The organism is Pseudomonas sp. MS01C9, from assembly GCF_058202755.1.
In genome coordinates this window covers 5,753,407-5,772,739 of record NZ_CM177073.1, presented here as the reverse complement: position 1 = coordinate 5,772,739, position 19,333 = coordinate 5,753,407, and the positions used below count along the sequence as shown (strand labels likewise).

The following is a 19,333-nucleotide window of genomic DNA, read 5'->3' as shown; positions in this document are numbered from 1 at the left end:
GTTCGATTTGAAAGCCGGCGCACCCAGGTGCCGAGAGCTAACGAGACGCCGCACATGCGCTTTGACGGCAAGACCAATAACCGGCATATTGCTCGCTTATGATTGTTTGTGCTTGTTTATGCGGGTTGTTGATCCATGAATACATCATCAGAAGCTTTTCCCGGCGAACGCCAGCAGTTGATCAGGGACCGCCTGGCCCTGTATGGCCGGGTGATCGCGGCCGATCTGGCCAGCGAGTTCAAGGTGTCCGAGCATTCCATACGGCGAGACCTGAGCGCATTGGCCGCGGCGGGGTTCTGCAAGCGTGTCTACGGCGGCGCCATCCTGTTGCCTGTCGCCGAAGGGCCGATGGATGTGCGGGTACGCCAGGATACGGCGCGCAAGGGGCGACTTGCCCAGGCGGCGGCTTCGTTACTGAGTGAAGGGCAGCACGTGTTCATGGATGCGGGTTCGACCAACCTGGCCATCGCCCGTGCCATCGACCCCAGGCTGCCATTGACCGTGGGCACCAATTCACCGCTGATCGCGGTGCAGTTGATGAAGCTGCCCTGCGCCAAGGTCATTTTGCTGGGCGGCCAACTGGATCCCGTCACGGGTGGGGTGATCGGCTTGACGGCTGTACGGCAGTTGCAGCAGTTCAGTTTCGACCTGTGTTTCCTCGGCGCCTGCGCCATCGATGCGGACAACGGCATCACCGCGTTCGGCCTGGATGACGCGGAATTCAAGCGTGCGGTGGTGGCCGCGAGCGGCCAGGTGGTGGTGGCGGTGACCAACCAGAAACTGTCCAGCATCGCTCACTATCAGGTGGCGTCCTGCGAGGAGGTCTCGGCCCTGGTGGTGGAGCACGATGCGCCACGTGAGCGGTTGGAGCCGTTCCTGAGCAGGATTTCCAATGTCCTGACCGGGGCCCGCGAATGATGCCGGGAGATGGCAGATTTCGCGCTCGACGACTGCTGGCTCAGACGGCCTGCTTGACCTTTCGGCAGGCCCACTGCGCTTCGCTCTGCAGCTCCAGCACTTGCCAATGGAAGCGTTCCAGGGAGGCATTGTGGCCGACGCTGATCATGATGGTTTCCGGCAGTGCCTGCCTGAGCATCTGGTAGCAGCGCGCTTCGTTCTCCGCGTCCAGCGCTGAACTGCTTTCATCCAGGAACAGAACCGCCGGGCGAGCCATCAGCGCCCGCACGAAGGCGCAGCGTTGCTGCTCGCCGATGCTCAGGGTCTGCGCCCAGTCCCGATCCTCATCCAGTTGCTCGCCCAGGTGCTGCAGGCCGACTTGCTCCATGGCCAGGCGCAGGTTGGCCTCTTCTTCCGGGCGGGGCGGGTTGGGATACCACAGCGCCTCGCGCAGGCTGCCCAGGGGCAGGTAGGGTTTCTGCGAAAGGGTCAGGGCCCGTTCGCGATCATAGGAACTCGAGCCGCAGGCGTGATGCCAGAGCCCGGTGACAGTGCGAATCAACGTCGACTTGCCGTAGCCCGACGGGGCGCTGATCAGCAGGCTGTCGCCAGGTTCCAGGGAGAGGTTGAAGCCCTTGAGCAAGCGTCGGCCGTTCGGCAGCCAGACGTCCAGGTCCTTGATGTGGAGCCCCTTGGCTTGGCGTCCGAGGGTGACCTTGGACTTGACCTGGACGTTGTCCAGGCGCTCCTGGAAGCCTACCAGCCGGTCGATCACCGATTTCCATTCCGACAGCTCCGGGAAGACCCCCACCAGGTAGGCAATGGCCGCGTGGACTTCGCCGAAAGCCGCGCTGATCTGGGTCAGGCGGCCCAGGGGAAAGGCGCCGGAGAAGAACTGCGGCGCCATGATGAACATCGGGATGACCGTGGCGCTGCGCAGATAGAAGGTCGAATAGCCCATGATCAGCTTCTGTTTTTTCACCAGCGCCCAGAAGTTCTCCAGTGCCGCTTCCAGGCGTTGGTTGAAGCGCTGGTTTTCCACGGCTTCGCCCCGATACTGCGCGACCGAGTCGGCGTTTTCCCGCAGGCGGATGAGGGAGAAGCGGAAATCCGCCTCGCGGCGCTGTTGCATGAAATTGAGGCCGGGCAACGCGCGTCCCAACCAGAATGCCAGGCCGGTGCCCAGCAGCGCGTAGACCAGGGCGATCCACACCAGCAGGCCCGGGACCACCACGGCATCGCCGGCGAAGGGGATGCTGACCAGGCTGGAGGCTTGCCAGAGGATGTGCAGGAAGGAGAACAGCGACACCACCGAAGTCAGCAGGCCCAGGCTCAATTTCAGCGATTTGACGATGAACAGGTCGATGTCTTCGGCGATCCGCTGGTCCGGGTTGTCCACCTCGGTCTCGGTGAGTTTCAGCTTCTGATACCGTTGGGCGCCCAACCATTGATCGAGCATGTTGCGCGTGGCCCAGCGACGCCAGCGCAGGGTCAGTTTCTGCTGGAAGTGAAAGGCGCCGACGGTGAAGGCGGCGGTGCCGACCTGCAACAGGATGAATTGCACGCTGCCGACCAGAAAGCCAGGGTAGTCCAGGGCTTGCAAGGCGTTATAGAAATGCAGGTTCCAGAAATTGGTGAGGATGTTGACGCCCACCAGGCACAAGGTCATCAGCACGGTGGCCGCCAGCAACAGCAGGGCCGGATACTTCTCTTCGGATGCCCAGAAAGGCCGCGCTAGACGCCAGAAATTGCGGAGTGTGTGCATGTGGTTTTCGGTGAGCCCGGTCGCTGACGACGTTGAGTTTGCAAAGGAGGGAGGATAGGATCGGCCAATGCTAATCGTTTGCATTAATTTGGGAAAGCCACGGGAGCCCCGTCATCGAATTTCCAGAATGGCTTGAACAAGCGTGGCCGCCGATTAAACGGGTGGTCCGGCCGCTATCCGGCGAGCAATCGTCCGTCGCCCTGAGCCGGCTCGCCGACCCAGCCGTGCTGAATCCGTTGCTGGCCAGCTTCGCCTTGCAATACCCGGGGGTGAATCGTGCCGCCGTGGTTTCGCAGTGGTCGATGAACTACATGAGCATCGTACTGCCCGCCACGTTCGCCTGCGTGCTGACACGCCATGGCCGGATCGACTTCTGGGGCGAAGAGGCGGTGCTGTTCCATGAACAGGGCCAACCCCAGTCCCTCGGCTTGCCCGGCTCGCTACCGGCGCTGTCCGCCGGCGAGCGTGCCGAGTATTGGTCGCAGTTGATTCATCGGCACATGGCGCCGCTGTTCGCCACCTTGGCCGCTGCCGGTGGCCTGGCGCCGAAGATAATGTGGGGCAACCTGGTCGCCATCTGGGACGGTGCCTTCGCCAGGATGGACCCCGACCTGTGCCGGGACGGTTTCGCCGAGGCACACCGCTGGCTGGAACAGGCCGTGGTGAACGATGGACGGTTGAAACTGCGGGGTCTGCAACGCATGGTGGAATCCCCCGCGCCGCAGATCTGCCCCTGCTTGCCGTTGCGTCGGCATTGCTGCCTGCATTACCAACTGCACGAACCCGTCGAAGGGCAGACACCGGTGCTCTGCGAGTCCTGTCCCAAGCTGCATCGCCTGCCTCTGGCCGAGCAGGTGAGTTACCTGCACTCCATCTACGAGGACGCCTGAGGGGCGTCGCCGCTTCGTTGTTGCCTATGAATACGCCTTGGCCAGCGCCGTCGGGCCCTCTTCGCAACGGGGCTCGATTTCGCTGAGTTTGCCGTGCTCGATGCGAATCAGGCGGTCGGCCAGGCCGAAATAGGCATCGTCGTGGGAAATGACGATCAGCAGTTTGCCGCGTTCGCGAAGGTCCGGCAGGATCCGGGTGTAGAAGAAGTGCTTGAACACCGGATCCTGGTCGGCCGCCCACTCGTCGAAGAGGTAGCAAGGGCGGTCGTCCAGGTAGGCACTGAGCAGGGCCAGCCGCTTGCGTTGTCCGGTCGAGAGCGCCAGGGTGGTCAGCCGGCCTTCCTCGATCTGCACTTTATGGTCCAGCTGCAGTTGCACCAGATAGTCCTGGGCCTGCTGCATCAGGTGTGGATCGTCGCCGTCGAAGAGGTTTTCGAACAGGCAGAAGTCGGTGAAGATCGCCGAGAAGTGCTGCCGGTAGTGGTGGTTGTCGTTGCTCGACGACACCTGTTCGTCGAGTATGATGTCGCCGCTTTCCGGACGGTACAAACCTGTGAGCAACAACGCCAGGGTGGTCTTGCCGCTGCCGTTGCCGCCCGTGATGAACACCACCTCGCCGGCATTGAGGGTCAGGTCGATGGGGCCCAGGGTGAAATGCCCATCCTCACGTTCACGGTAGTAGGTGTGGGCAACCTGTCGGCAGACCAGGTGGCGGACCTGGGTCGGCGGGATCGTCTCGATGATTTCGCCACCGGCTTGCATCTCGCTTTCCAGGGCCCGGATCTTGTTCAGGGCGACGCTGGCTCGGCCCAGGGTGGGCAAGGCATGCATCAGTTCCGACAGCGGGGTGATCATGTAGAGGATGGCCAGGATGTAGCCGGTCACCAGGCTGGCGCTGAGTTCGATGATATGGGGCGCGGCGAACAGCACCACACCGATCAGCATGTAGAACACCGCATTGCCCCAGTTCATGACCAAGGCATAGATGCTCATGCCACGGACGAAGTCCCGGCGGTATTGCAGGCTCACCGGTAGCAACAGGCGTGAGAAGAAATGCTGCCGGCGCGGATGGTTGAGCTGCAGTTCCTTGCTGCCTTCGGTCAGCAGGCGGTACTGGTCGAACAACTGATCCTTGAGTTCCCGGGCTCGGGAGATCGACGTCAGGGCCCGCCGTTGCGGCCAGTTGAAACTGAGGCTGCCCAGGATGATCAGCGCCAGCGTCAGCCCCAGCAGGGGCAGGCTGAGCCAGCCCAGGTAACCCAGGCAGGCCGCAATGATCCCGGCGTTGACCAGCAGGATCGGGACCAGTTCCACCGCCTGGCTGATGGTTTGCGTATCGTCGGTCAGCATCGCCAGCAGGCGATGCTTGCCCAGGCGTTGCAATTGCGCATAAGGCGTATCGATCAACTTGGCGCTCAGGTGCAGCCGCATATCGTGCACCGCCCCCTGTCCCAGGCGCAGGAGGCTGACATCGGAAATTACCCGCGAGACCGCTACCAGCACCACCAGGGCGGCGAAATACAGGCCGTCCACGGGGCGCAACCGATCGAACACTTCAAGGCTGTGATTGATGTTGGCGATCAGGCCCGCCGCAGCCAGCCCGCAGACCAGGCCCGTCAGGGTCGCGATCGACAAGGCGCGCCAGGAACGTTTGGCCATGAGTAACAACAAATCCATTTCAAACAGCTCCGTCAGGTGTGATGGTCTCGAGGCAGGCGGCCAGTTGCTCATGCAAGGCGGGTTGCTCGAGAAGGGTCAGGTGTTGCGCAGCGATGACCTGTCGAGTGAACGGCCCACTGCTCAAACCTTCCCAGTGCGGGTCGGCGAAGGCAGCCTCGGCCAGGGTATCGCTGGCCCACCATACGTGTACCGGGCAGCTTAACCGCGGTGGCTCGAAAGTCGATAACAGATGCTGCGTATGCTGCTGGTAGCGCAGCCGGGTCTGCAGATGGTCCCAGCTGTCGCCATCGAGCTGCAGGCCTTGCTGACGCGCCCACTGGGCCAGCTCCGGCAGGCGCTGCACGGCGGGCAGGGCAGCCAGTTGCGTCATCAGGGCCGTCAGGGTCGATGGCGGCAGCTGGCGCAACACGGCCTGGCTGTCGGCCGTCAGGGAGGGAACCGCCGATTCCCAGAGCGCTTCGACGCTGTCGTCCGCTTCTCGATGCTGGTATTGCGAGTCGAGGATTGCGAGCAATGCCACGGTTTCGCCCTGGCTCTCCAGGCGGGCGGCTGCGGTAATCGCCAGCAGGCCGCCCAGGGAGAACCCCAGCAGGTGATACGGGCCGTGTGGCTGCTGCTGGCGCAGCTGTTCGACGTAGATCGTCGCCAGTTGCTCGATGTCTCCCCCCAGCGTCGTGCTGTCGTCGTTCAGGTAGGCCGCCTGCAGTCCCCACAATTGCCAGCCCGATAACGGTGCCAGCAGGCAGCGATAGTCCTGCACATGGCCGGTGGAGGGGTGGAAGCAGAACAGCTTGGCGCTCTGCACCGAGGTAGCGTTGGGGGGCGATAGCCTGACCAGGGGCGAGAGCTTGAGTTCGGCCTGCACCAGTGCCGCGAATGCCGAGACGCTGGGGGCGTTGAACACCGCATTGACCGTCACCGGGGCCGACAACGCGCTCTGCAGACGGCTGGCAAGCGTCACCGCCGCCAGGGAATGCCCGCCCAGTTCAAAGAAGTCATCGTCGATGCCCACCCTTTCCAGGCCCAGCACCTGCGCCCAGATATCGGCGAGCAGCGCTTCCAGAGGAGTGCGCGGCAGGGCGCTGCCTACGGTGTCCAGGACCTTGTCGGCCCACTGCTGCAAGGTCTTGCGGTCCAGCTTGCCGTTACCCATCAGGGGCAAGGCTTCGACGATCCGCAAGGTGGGCAGCATGTAGTCCGGCAGGCAGTCCTGGGCCTGGCCATGGAGGCGCGCGATGGTGGTCGAATGCCCGGGCACGAGGGTCAGGAAGGCGAACAGTTGCTGGCCGAGCTCACCTCGGGACAGGCATTGCACCGCCGCCTGGGCGACGCCTGGAAGGCGAACCAGCTGCGCCTGTATCTCATCGAGTTCCACCCGGAAGCCACGGATCTTGACCTGGCGGTCCGCGCGTCCGGTGATCTCCACGCTGCCATCATGGAGATAACGCGCCATGTCACCGGTGCGATAGAGGCGTTCGCCGAAAGTGGCGGCCGGTTCGATAAAGCGGTCGGCGTTCTGCTGGTCATCCAGGTAACCGCGGGCCAGTTGCGGACCGGCGATGTACAGTTCCGCGCTCTGGCCGGGGCCCACCAGTTGGCCTTGTTCGTCGAGCAGGTACAGGCGCATGCCGTCGAGACGGTCGTCCAGGGGCAGGCAGCGATAGTCCACGGCTGGCTCGGTCTTGTGCATCGCCACCCCGACGGTGGTTTCGGTCGGGCCGTAATGGTTGAAGATGGCCAGGGCCGGTGCGAGCTCGCGAATGCCTTGCAGCAGGCGGCGCGAACAGCTTTCGCCGCCGAGCACCAGTTGCTTGCGGGGCAGTACCGCGGCACTTTGGGCGTGCATCAACCAGGCGTCGAGCAGCGAGGGCACGACTTTCAGGTGGTCGATGGGGTACTCGGCCTGCCAGGCGGCCCAGGCCTGGGCGTCCATGGCAGTGTCCTTGTCCAGCAGGTGCAATTCACCTGCGCTGAGCAATGCCGGGAACAGCAAGGTGTAGCCCAGGTCCGCCGCCAGGGAAGTGACCACCGCGCTGCGTTCGCCAGGGGCCAGTCGCAGGCGCCGGGACACGCTGTCGACATAACTGGCCAACTGGGCGTGTTCGACGATGACGCCCTTGGGCGTGCCGGTGCTGCCGGAAGTGAACAGCACGTAGGCGGCATCCTCGGGTTGGATCCGGGCGTCCACCACGGCCGTGGATGCCTGCTGCCAGATCGCCTCATCCCTCAGGTCGAGGCTGCGGGCCGAGGGCAACGCGGGCGCGCTGCCGGCCGAGCCGCTGAGCACGAAAGCGGGCCGGGCCTGCTGCAGGATCGCCAGGGAGCGTTGCGCGGGCTGGTGCACGTCCAGGGGAACGAATGCGGCGCCACTCTTGAGCACGGCGAGCATGGCCAGGATCATCTGCGAGGAGCGATCCAGGTACAACGCCACGCGGTCTTCGCGGCCGACGCCCTGGGCGCGCAGGTAATGCGCCAACTGATTGCTGCGGGCCTGCAATTGAGCGTAGCTCTGGTGCCCGTTGGGGTCGCGCAGCGCCAGGTGGTCGGGGAAGCGCGCGGCGCACGCCTCGAAACGCGCCGGCACGCTGGCAAACGAGGGGGCCGTGACCTGGCCATGCAGGGCCGCCAGGGTCGCCTTGAAGCTCGGCGCTTGTAACGACAGTCCGGCCAGGGGTTTTTCTGGATTGGCCAGGGCATCGAGCAGCAGCGACTGGAACTGCTCCAGCAGCGTGCGTGCGGCTTGTTCGCTGTAGCGGCTCGGCAGGTGGCACAGGTTCAGGCGGTAGCCGTGGCCGACGGTCTCGTTGCGGGTCGTCTCGACAACCAGCAGCAGCTCCATGCCCCCCGGGACCGCCTGTGCATCCAGTACTGAGAGGGTCGAGGCAGGACTGCCCAATGCAGGGAGTCGCTCCGGCAGTTGCCCGCCCCATTGGAAACCGTAGTGCAGCGTTTCGGCCGGCAGCGGGGTACTGACCCCGCAGTACTCCTGCCATTCGGTGGCTTGCTCGCACAGGGCCTGCAAGTTCGTCAGCGCCTGGGCAAAGCCCCGGTCCGTGGCCGGTTGCCAGCGCAAGGGCAACGGCTTGGCGAACAGGCCCCAGCAGTCTTCGAGTTCCTCGTAGTCGTCACGGCAGTCGTGCACCCAGTTCAAGGTCAGTGGCGGACTGTCCACCGTGCCCAGGCGCTGCAACAGGGCGCCCCAGGCAGCCATCAGGACATGCTCGGGGGATGCCCCGTGACGCTGGCAGAAACTGTCCAGGGCCGCATTCACCAGGGGGCCGGCTTGCTCACGGGTGGTCAGCGGGGTGTCCGGTCGATCGGTGCGCACCTGGCGATACAGCAGCTCGCTGGCGGTCGGTTCGTCGAGGGCCTGGCTGGCCCAGAAGCGCCGGCCCGGCACAGCGTCTTCATCGGACTGCAGCTCGTAGAGCCAGGCGCTGTACTGGGTGTAGGTCATGGCTTCATCGTCGGGCAACGGCGCATCCGCCGTGCCCAGGGCCCGAGCCAGGCGCAGCAGGGTGCCGCGATCCGCGCTCAGGCCGGGCAGCTGCAAGGTGACCCGATGCCTGTCGGCTCCGAGCGCTTGCACATCGACGCCGATCACGTCCGTGGCCGTGACGGCCGCCTCTATCACCTGCAACGGCAGCAGCAGGCCCGGCTCAGGCCGCACCCGCAGGCGCAGGGCCTCGTGGCAGGCGCTGAGCGCGGCCAGACGCTGCTGCAAGCGTTCCAGCGCCAGCGCCCCGGTGATCTCCAGTTCCAGGCGCACGGGCGGCAAGCCCGCCAGCCATTGGCTGCGTTGCTGCGGCGAGAGGGCGAAGGCTTCTTCACGCTGTTCGTAGATCGTCATGCCTGCACCTCCGCATCCGACGCCGATCGGGCTTCAGGCACAGGCCCCGTCAGCTCTTCACGACGCATCATCTGGCCCATGGCGACGCAGATCTTGCGTTCGCCCTCGAAGGGGTCCCGGGCATGGGCCACCAGCATATTGTCCAGCATGACCATGTCGCCCTTTTGCCAGGTAAAACGTACGGCGCAGGCTTCGTACGCTTCCCCGATCACTTGCATGACAGCGTCTTCGATCACGCTGCCATCGCCGTAATAGACATTGCGGGGCAGGTGGCCGGGGCCGAACAGGTTGATCAGGTTGGCGCGCACTTCAGGCTCCAGGCAGGCGGTGTGGTGCAGTTGCACCTGGTTGAAGAACGACAGTTCGCCGGTCTGCGGATGAGCCACGATGGCCGGGCAATGCTGGGCGATGCGCAGGTTATCGGTACCGAGCCATTCCCAACGCATGCCCGAGGCGAGGCATTGGCGCTCCACTTCCTCGCGCTGCTCGGTCTTGAAGAAGTCCTGCCAGCGCACATCCAGCTTATCGGTGAAATGCCGCACGTACAGCAACCCCAGCGTCTTGAAGCGCTCGACAACGTCTTCGGGCAACCGCGCCAGTACCTGGCGGCAATCGACGATGGGCGTACAGCCGCCACGCGGAGCGGGAGTCTCGCAATAGAACCACTGCTTGCGCGGCCATTGGGGCAGGTGCGAGCTTTCGTTGTGGAAGAGAATCATGTGTTGTTCCGGGTACGGCGTGGAATGGTAGATGTTCTTGCCGGAGGTGTTCTTCGGCAGGTCACCGTAGGTGCCGTAGAGATCAGGCTCGATGGCCTGGGCGAATTGCTCGAAGGCTGCGGCATCCGGCAGGTTGAAGCCGCGGAACAGCAGGCCGCCGTGGGTACGCAATTGAGCATTGATCCACTCCCGGGCCTGCAGCGCCCAATGCACCGGGTCCAGGTCGCCGAGCAGCGGTTCGATCACCAGGGGCAAGGGATTGCCGGCGTCGAGATGACGGGTGCGCACCTGTTCGTGGGCCACTTGGCTCACGGCCGTGGCCCGGGTCTGCTTGAGCTTGCTCAACTTGGACTGCTTGCGTGCGCTGCGCGCGGTGGCATCGTCCGGCGCCCCTTCGGCCTCGGCCGATGGCGCGTTGTTCCTGGCGGCCTCGACGCCCCAGCTCCAGTGATCCAGGGCCTGGCCGGGGGCCGAGGCCAGCGCTGCCAGCAGGCTTTCGAAGCCTTGTTCGAAGCGCTGGACCGTCGCTTGCTGCAATACACTGGTGCGATAGACCCAACGCACGTTCAGGCCTTGCTCCTCGTCTTCCTCGACGAATACGGCCAGGTCGAACTTGCTGCTCTCCTGGCGAGCCACCAGGTGTTCCACGTCCAGGTCCGGCAGGCTGGCGTTGCCGCTGGGGGTGTTCTGCATCACGAACAGCACCTGCACCAGCGGGTTGACCCCAGGGGTGCGCGGCGGCTGCAGTTCCTCCACCAGCTTGTCGAACGGCACCTGCTGGTGCTGGAACGCCGACAGGCAATCCTCGCGCAAGCGTTGCAAGCGCGCATCGAAGCTTTCGCCCTCGTTGAGGCGGGCCCGGATCGGCAGCACGTTGACGAAGAAGCCGATGAGGTTTTCCAGGGCCGGGTGCTCGCGGTTGGCCAGGTCGGTACCGACGATGAAGTCATTGGCGCCGGTGGCACGCTGCAAGAGGCTGTTGAACGCATTGAGCAAGACCATGAACAGGGTCGCCCGCTGCTGTTGCGCATAGGCCTTGAGCACCTGGGCCTGGGCCGGCGTGAAGCGTTGTTCCAGGGCTGCGCCCTGGTAGTCGGGCCGCGCCGGGCGCGGGCGGTCGAGGGGCAGCGGGATCAGCGTCGGCGCACCGTCCAGCTGGCGGCGCCAATAGTCGATTGCCCGCGCCAGCAGCCGTTGCTGGGCTTCGCTGCGCTGCCAGTAGGCATAGTCGGCGAACTGCACCGGCAATGTCGGCAAGACCGGTGTCGAGCCGTGGCTGAACGCCTGGTAGCCGGTAATCAGTTCCTGCACCAGGATACCCATGGACCATGCATCGGTGGCGATGTGGTGCAGCACCAACTGCAGCACGTGATCGTCCGTGCCCAGGCGCAGCAGGTGGGCCCGCAACATCGGCGCCTGTTGCAAATCGAACGCCCGCCCGGCCTGTTCGTCGATCAGGCGTTGCAGGGTTTGTGCCTGCTGTTCGCCGTCCAGGTGAGCGAGTTCGGTGGGCGTCAGGTCAAGCACGGGGGCCGGGCTGATCACCTGGCACGGCTGGTCGCCGTCGAGCTGGAAAGCGGTGCGCAAGGATTCATGGCGCTCCAGCACACACTGCAGCGCCGCTTGCAGCGCGGCGATGTCCAGGACTCCACGCAGCCTGACCGTGGTGGTCATGTTGTAGGCGGCGCTCGGGCCTTCGAAGCGATCCAGGAACCACAGCCGTTGTTGGCTGTAGGACAGCGGTAGCGGCTGGTTGCGCGGTGCCAGGGCCATGTCGGCTTCGCCATCGGGCTCGGCCTGTACGGCGAGCTGCTGGTCCACCGCAGCGGCCAGTTGCTCCAGGGTCCCACGTTCGAACAGCGTGCGCAGTGGCAGGTTGACGTTCAACCGCCGACGGATGCGCGACAGCACCTGGGTCGCCAGCAACGAGTGCCCGCCGATGGCGAAGAAGTCGTCGTGTACGCCAACCTCGTCCAGGCCGAGGATCTCCTGCCACAGTGCGGCCAGGACTTTTTCGGTCGGCGTGCGTGGCGCCACGCACTGCTGCTGTGCGTTTTCGTCCTGAGGCACGCCCAGGGCGGCGAGGGCACGGCGATCGACCTTGCCATTGGCATTCAACGGCAGTTGCACAAGCGCCAGCCAACGGGCCGGCACCATGTAGCTTGCCAGTTGCTTGGCCAGGTAAGCGCTCAAGACCTGCTGCGCGGGTTCGCCGCCCAGGTCCACGGTGTCGTCGAGCACGTACCAGGCCACCAGTTGCAAGGAACCCCGGGCATCGGGCAGGGCCAATACCGCCGCGCTGTCCACCGCCGGATGCTGCATCAGGCGGTTTTCGATTTCACCCAGCTCGATGCGGTGGCCGCGGATCTTGACCTGCTGGTCGCGGCGACCGAGGTATTCGATCACGCCATCCTCACGCATGCGGCCGATGTCGCCACTGCGGTACAGGCGTGCGCCTGCCTGGAATGGATGCGCAACGAAAGCTTCACGGGTGCGTTGCGGGTCGCGCAGGTAGCCGCGGCCCACGCCGACGCCGCCGATGCACAATTCACCAGGTACGCCGACGGGAACCATGCGCAGCGCCGAGTCGAGGACGAACACCTGGTTATTGGCGGTCGGCTTGCCGATGGGCATGTGCAGGCAGTCGTGGGCCGGCGCCTCGGTGATGGGGTGGAACGCCACGTCGTCGGAGCATTCGGCCGGACCGTAGGCGTTCATCAAGGCGACGGCCGGGAAACGTGCGAACCAGTCCCGGGCCAGGGCCGGGGGCAAGGCTTCGCCAGTGGGCAGCAGCCAGCGCAGGCTCGCCAGGGTGTGATGGGCCTGGCCTTCCTGGAGCATGCCGCGAATCAGCGCCGGCACGGTCTCCAGCAGCGTCAACCGGTGTGCCTGGACCGCATCGAGCAAAGCCACCGGGTCGTGGGCCTGGGCATCGGGAAGAATGTGGACCGTGGCACCGAACAGTGGCGCGGCAAGGAACTGCCAGACGCTGATGTCGAAGGCCGCCGAAGCCGTCTGGGCGATGCGATCATGTTCATCCAGGCCCAGGCTCGGCACCTTGCCGAACATGTTGTTGAGCATGCCGCGCTGTTCCACCATGACCCCTTTGGGGGTGCCGGTGGAGCCCGAGGTGAAGATCACGTAGGCCAGTTGGTCAGGGGAGTGGGCGTAGCCGATCGGTTCTTGGGCGGCGCCGTTCCAGAGGGCCTGGGCAACCAGGCAGGTCGGTTGCTGGCGCATCTGTGGCAGGACGTTGTCCAGGGTCGATGCGGCATTTTCGCAGACCAGCAGCAGCGGGGCCTCGCCCAGGTCCAGCAGTTCGGCCAGGCGAGTGCCAGGCTGTTGGATGTCCAGGGACTGGAACGCCGCACCGGCCTTGAGCGTGGCGACCATCATCGTCAGCAAGGCCAGGCCACGTTCGGCAAACAGCGCCACCAGGGTTTCCGGACCGGCGCCGGCCGCTTGAAGGGCATGGGCGATGGCATTGGCGCGACGGTCCAGTTCGGCGTAGGTCAGCGACTCCCCCTGGCAGACGGCGGCGATGTGCTGCGGGCGACTGCGCACCTGATCGGCGAACAGCGACGCATAGCCACGCTCCAGCGGGAACTCGACGGCGCTGCGGTTGCATTCGATCTGCAGTTGCTGGCGCTCCGCTTCCGGCAGCATGTGCAGGCTGCCCAGTGGGGCCTGGGGTGCCTCCAGCATGCCCGACAGCAGTTGCACCAGATGCCCGAGCATCCGCTGCACGGTGGCGGTGGTGAAGCGCTGGCTGTCGTAGGACAGGCGGATGCCCAGGCGATCGCCCGGATACAGCACCACGGTCATCGGGAAGTTGGTGTGCACCCGGTCTTCGTAGATGTCGATGCTGAAGGCGTCGAGCTGCACGCTGCTGATGTCCAGCGGGGCGTTTTCGAACACCACCAGGCTGTCGAACAATTGCTGGCCGCGCGGCACCTGGCTGCAACGCTGGATGTCCACCAGGGATGCGCTTTCATGTTCGCGCAACCGGGCGTTGTGGGACAGCAGGGCCTGCAGCCAGTCGGCCACCGGTGCCTGCGGGTCCACGTCGATGCGCAGCGGCAGGCTGTTGATGAACAGCCCGACCATTTCTTCCACCCCGGCCAGGTCGGTCGGACGACCGGCGACGGTCACCCCGAACAGCACGTCGCGGTTGCCGCTGTAGCGCGACAGCAACAATGCCCAGGCGCCCTGGATCCAGGTGTTGGGAGTCAGCTGGTATTGCTGGCAGAGCTGCTGCAGGCGCTGGGTCTGGGCAATGCTCAGGGTATGGTCGAAGTCTCCCACCTGTTCCGGCGCCTGCTCGGGACGCGCCACGGGGCTGTCCACGTGCAACGGCGTCGGTTCGCTGAAGCCGGCCATCTCGGCCTGCCAGAACGCGTGGGCGGCGGCCATGTCGTGACGCTCCAGCCAGCTCATGTAGCCACGGAACGAGCGCAGGCGAGGGCGAGCCACCGGCTCCTGGCGCACGATGGCCTGGTAGATCGCCAACAGGTCTTCCATCAGCAGGCCGAAGCACCAGGCATCGGTGAGGATGTGGTGGAAGCTGCGCACCACGGCAAAGCGACGCTCATCCAGCTGGAACACCCGCAGGTGAGTCAGTGGTGCGCAGGCCATGTCGAAGCCTTGCAGGCGTTGCTCTTCCAGGGCCTTGTCCATGGCCAGGCGCTGCTGTTCTTCGTCGAGATCACGCAGGTCCTGCCAGTCGAATGCCCGATGGGTCTGACGGTACACGCACTGCAGCGGCTCATGGTCGTCCTGCCACCAGAACGCGGTACGCATCATCGGATGGCGCTCGAGGAACAGTTGCCAGGCCGCTTCCATCGCCGGACGCTGCATTACGCCGTCCCAGCTGTAGCGTTGCTGCATCAGGTAGATCCCGCTGTGAGGTTGCAGCAGGGTGTGCAGCAGCATGCCCTGTTGCATGGACGACAGCGGGTAGACGTCTTCGATGTTCGCCCAGTCCAGGGGCTCGGCGGCCAGGGTCGCCGCCTGCTTGTGGCACAGTGGGAAGGCCTGGCTGGCGGGGCGCAGGTCAGGCGTGTCGGTCAGTTCGGCGAGTTCGATCAACCGTTGCACAAGCCTTGGCGCCCAGTCGGCCGCCAGCGCCCCTTGGCTGCGCAGGTGCAGGCAATCGTCCTGCCACCAGGCGTCCAGGGTCAGGGGGCACGAGGCCGCCGGTGACGGCGCCGCCTCGACCCGGGCCAGGATGCCACGCTCTTCGCGATGGCTGTCCAGATCGCCCTGCCAGCGGATGGCGATGGCGGCTGGCGGGAGGTCGCGCAGCGGTTCTTGCAGGTAGGTATTGTCCGACAGATAGCGCAGGGCACCATAGTCGACACCATGCTGAGGATACGCCCGCATCTGCCCGACAAGGGCTTGCAAGCGTTGCAGCCGGCTGTCGCCTTCGGGCTGGAGGAAGTACGGCACCGCCAGGGTCAACGGACCCAGGATGCGCGCCGGGTCGAAGTCGGCCACGGCAATCGGTGCGTTGGCGGGCAGGCGCTCGACCCGGGGACGAGCCGCCTGCACGCTCAGGGCCAGCAGGCCTTCGCCGCACACTTCACGGCAGTGCTCGGCCACGGCGCTGGCCAGCAGGCTGTTCCAGTCCAGTTGCAGCACCTCGCCCAGGCGCTTGAGAGCCGCCGAGGTGGCGGCCGGCAGCGTCTGTTCGACCACGCTGGCCGGTTGCTGGCCGTCAGGCAATTGAAGCGGCTCCATGCCGGCGTATTGCAGCCAATGCTCCCAGGCGTCGTCCAGTCCATCACCCTGGGCATGGGTCTGCTGGTGGCGGGTCCACTGGCTGAAATCACCGCCGACGTGGGACAGGCGCACCGGCCGTTGGTAACGCAGTTGGGCCAGCGCCAGGTTGAGGTCGTTGAGCAGCAGCTCCCAGGAGGCTTCGTCCAGGCACAGCGGGTGCGCGGCCAGCAGCAGGAATGGCTTGCCCGCCACCTCCAGCAGGCTGGCATGCAGGGTCTGGCCGGCGTCCAGCGCCAGTGCGTCGACGCCGGCCTGGGCCAGGGCCTGCAACTGTGCCGGGTCGTTTGCCGCGAGTGTCCCGGTGGTGACGGCCGGGGCCTTGGCCGTTGCCAGCACCCGTTGCTGCCATTCCCCATCCGGTTGGGCCTTGAGTGCCAGGCGCAATGCCTGGTGGTGATGTTGCAAGGCGCCGATGGCCTGGCTCAGCAGCTCGCCGTCGACCGCCTGGCTCAACGCCACGCAACGCCAGGTCGCCTCCAGCGGCCCCTGTTGCAAGCGGGCCAGTTGCCCGGCGGCCAGTGGCAGCTCATAACCATCGGCGTTGCTTTCGGCCACGCCATGGCCGGCGTCGGCGCCCAGTACACGGGCGATGTCGGCGATGGTGCGGTTCTCGAACAACTGGCGTGGAGTGAGCTTCAAGCCTTGCTGGTTGGCCCGGGCGATGATCTGCAGGTTGATGATCGAATCGCCGCCGAGGGCGAAGAAGTTATCGTGTACCCCGACACGTTCGAGCTTGAGGACATCCTTCCAGATCTGCGCCAGCAGCGCCTCGACTTCGTTGCGTGGGGCCACGTGGGTGGCGCTGTCGTCGCTGGACTTGTGGGGGATCGGCAGGCGCTGTACGTCGACCTTGCCGTTGCGGGTCAGGGGCAATTCATCGAGGGTGATGAAGTGCGCCGGCACCATGTAGTCCGGTACTCGCGCCCCCAGGTCGTTACGCAACTTGGTGGCGGACAGCGACTGGCTGGCCACCAGGTAGGCCACCAGGCGCAGGCTGCCGTCCAGTTCCACGGCACGCACCAGGGCTTGCTCGATCAGCGGCGACAGGCGCTTGAGCTGCGCTTCGACTTCGCCCAGTTCCAGCCGGTTGCCGCGGATCTTGACCTGGCTGTCGATCCGGCCGAGGAACGCCAGTTGACCGTCCACCTGCCAGCGTACGCGGTCACCGGTGCGATACCAGCGTTGCTGGTCTTCATCGAGCAGGAAGCGTTCGGCGGTGAGGTCCGGCCGGTGCAGGTAGCCCCGGGCCAAGGCGCCGTTGATCAGCAACTCACCGCAGACGCCGGTCGGCACCAGACGACCGATGGCATCCACCACACGCACTTGACGATTGGGCAGCGGCCTGCCGAGAGCAATGCTGCGCAGGCCTGCGGGCAGTTCGGTGGCAATCGCCCCGACCGTCGCTTCGCTCGGGCCATAGTGGTTGAACACCCTGAGCCCTGGCGCCAGGTGGTTCACCTGTTCCAACAACCCCGGGCTGAGAGCGTCGCCGCCAAACACCAGCAGGGTGCGGGGCAGCAACCGGGCATCGGGAAGCGCCTGCAACAGGCCGGCCAGGTGGCTCGGGGTGATCTTCAGCACATCCACCGGGTGCCGGTCGAACAGTTCAGCCAGCGCCAATGGGCTGAAACCGCTGTCTTCATCCACCAGCAGCAGGCTGCCGCCGTTGCACAGGGCACCGAACAGCTGGGTGTGACCCAGGTCGGCGGCGATGCTGGACAGCAGGCCATAACGGGCCGCCGCCGGAGGGTTGAGCACCGCGTGCACGGCTGTCAGGTAGTCGACGATGGACTGGTGTTCCACCACCACTCCCTTGGGTGTGCCGGTGGAGCCCGAGGTGTAGATCACATAGGCGGCGTCCGTCGGGCTATGGGCCACGGCGGGTGGCGTAGCCGGCTGGCTGGCGATGGCCGCAGCCTGTTCCTCCAGCCAGAGGGCCGGCGTGCGTTCGGCCAGGCCTGCGAGCAGTGGCGAAGGGGCGGCGCCTATCAGTAGCGCGGCGCGGCTGTCCACTAGCACATCGGCCAGGCGGCCGGCGGGCTGCTTGATGTCCAGGGGCAGATAGGCCGCGCCGGCCTTGAGGACACCCAGCAAGGTGACCACGAAATCGACACTGCGCTCCAGGGCCAAGGCCACCACGCTGTCCTGGCCGATACGCCGGGCGCGCAGATAATGGCCGAGGCGGTTGGCCTGCTGATCCAGCTCACGGTAGGTCAGCGCCACCTGACGGTCCCGGACCGCCAGCGCCTCGGGGTTCGCGGCCGCCTGCTGTTCGAAGCGCTGGTGCAGGCAGGCCAGGGGCACCGGCAGTTGCACACCACGTCCCTGGACCCGCAACTGCTGGCTTTCCTCCGAAGCCAGCCATTCCAGCTCGCTGACGCGGCGCTGTGGCTGCGCGGTCATCGCCAACAGGATGCTGCGCAACTGCGTCGACAGTATCGTCACCTCGGCATCGCTGAAGCGGCTGCGGTCGTAACTGATCAGGTAGTGCAGCTGCTTGTCCGGCATCACAATCAGCGAAAGCGGGAAGTGGTTGCGGCCCTGGGTGAGGGTCAGGCCTTCGACCTGCTGGTCGTTGGCCGGCGCGCTGAAGCTCAGGCCACCGGTGTCCTGGTTGAGGGCATCGGTCACCGGGAAGTTTTCGAATACCAGGATCGAATCGAACAGCGCCTGTTCAGCAGCAATGCGCGACATTGACTTGAGCTTGCCCAGGGGCAGGTAGGCGTGGTGGCGCAAGTCGCTGTTGGCCTGCTGCAGCTGTTGCAACCAGTCCACCAGGGCCGGGCCCTCGGACCATTGCACGCGCAGCGGCAGGGTATTGATAAACAGCCCGACGATGCCGTCCACCGCGGCCAGGTTTTCAGGACGGCCGGCGACGGTGACGCCATAGACCACGTCGTCACGCCCCGCATGCTGGCCCAGCAGCAGCGCCCAGGCGCCCTGGATCAGGGTGTTGATGGTCAGGTCGTTCTGGCGCGCGAAGTGCGACAACCGCTCGGTTTCGCTGGCGTCCAGACGGCTTTCCCGCTCGGCGAAGGGGGCGCCCGAGGGCGCTGCCTGGCGTTCGGCGAAATGGGGCAGCGGGGTCGGCTCGCTGACATCGTGCAATTGCTCGCGCCAGAAGCCTTCGGTGGCGGCCATGTCCTGCTCCGCCAGCCAGGCGATGTAGTCGCGATAAGGCCGGGTCGGCGCCAGGTTGGCAGGGCGGCCGTGAGCCCGTTCGTAATAGAACGCCAGCCACTCCTGAACCGCGATGCCCACGCTCCAGCCATCCATGAGAATGTGGTGGAAGGTCCAGATCAGGTGCCAGCGCTCGGGGGCCAGGCGTACCAGGCACACGCGCATCAGCGGCGATTCGTTCAGTTCCAGGGGCTGGGCCCGTTGCTCCAGCGCCAGTCGCTCCAGGGCTGCCTGGGGTTCGGCCTGGTCCTGCCAGTCCAGTTCGGTCAGGGGCAGCGCCACGTCCTGCTGCACCACTTGATAAGCATCGTCCAGCTCTTCCCACAGAAAGGCACTGCGCAGCACGGCATGGCGCTGCATCAGCGCCTGCCAGGCGCCGCGAAACGCGTTCAACTGCAGCGGACCGTTCATTTCCAGGCTCAATTGCTGGTAATAAACCCGCGAATCCGGTTCATAGACGCTGTGGAACAACAGGCCGTGCTGGGTCGGCGAAAGGGAGTAGATGTCTTCGATGTTGTTCATGCTTGCTTGGTCCATTTCAAAGGCTTGAAACACAGTGAGCGTCAGTCAG

Annotated in this window: 6 protein-coding genes; 2 read left to right on the top strand and 4 right to left on the bottom strand. The window is 65.4% G+C overall.

What is annotated here, in order from left to right; genetic code table 11:
- Window positions 1–135: 135 nt before the first annotated feature.
- Window positions 136–918 (top strand): DeoR/GlpR family DNA-binding transcription regulator, encoded by a 783-nt coding sequence (locus AC1M7R_RS25855; protein ID WP_072398485.1) that lies wholly within the window; start codon window positions 136–138, stop codon window positions 916–918.
- 40 nt (window positions 919–958) lie between these two features.
- On the opposite strand, the gene AC1M7R_RS25850 is transcribed toward AC1M7R_RS25855, so the two are convergent.
- Window positions 959–2,662 carry an ABC transporter ATP-binding protein/permease gene (locus AC1M7R_RS25850; protein ID WP_072431189.1) on the bottom strand — a complete coding sequence of 568 codons (1,704 nt, stop codon included), beginning with the start codon at window positions 2,660–2,662 and terminating at the stop codon, window positions 959–961.
- Window positions 2,663–2,862: 200 nt separating this feature from the next.
- Between AC1M7R_RS25850 and fhuF the strand changes: the two genes are divergently transcribed.
- Window positions 2,863–3,552, top strand: a complete 690-nt coding sequence (gene fhuF, locus AC1M7R_RS25845; protein ID WP_083526384.1) for a siderophore-iron reductase FhuF — start codon at window positions 2,863–2,865, stop codon at window positions 3,550–3,552.
- A gap of 24 nt (window positions 3,553–3,576) precedes the next feature.
- On the opposite strand, the gene AC1M7R_RS25840 is transcribed toward fhuF, so the two are convergent.
- The 3 genes from AC1M7R_RS25840 to AC1M7R_RS25830 are packed head-to-tail and all read right to left on the bottom strand — an operon-like array spanning window position 3,577 to window position 19,284.
- Window positions 3,577–5,229 (bottom strand): cyclic peptide export ABC transporter, encoded by a 1,653-nt coding sequence (locus AC1M7R_RS25840; RefSeq protein WP_072431190.1) that lies wholly within the window; start codon window positions 5,227–5,229, stop codon window positions 3,577–3,579.
- Window position 5,230: 1 nt separating this feature from the next.
- Window positions 5,231–9,082, bottom strand: a complete 3,852-nt coding sequence (locus AC1M7R_RS25835; protein ID WP_490610112.1) for a non-ribosomal peptide synthetase — start codon at window positions 9,080–9,082, stop codon at window positions 5,231–5,233.
- The gene (locus AC1M7R_RS25830) at window positions 9,079–19,284 is read right to left on the bottom strand and encodes a non-ribosomal peptide synthetase (protein ID WP_490610111.1); all 10,206 of its coding nucleotides are present in this window, start codon (window positions 19,282–19,284) and stop codon (window positions 9,079–9,081) included. Before AC1M7R_RS25830 ends, AC1M7R_RS25835 begins: the two co-directional genes overlap by 4 nt.
- Window positions 19,285–19,333: the final 49 nt, after the last annotated feature.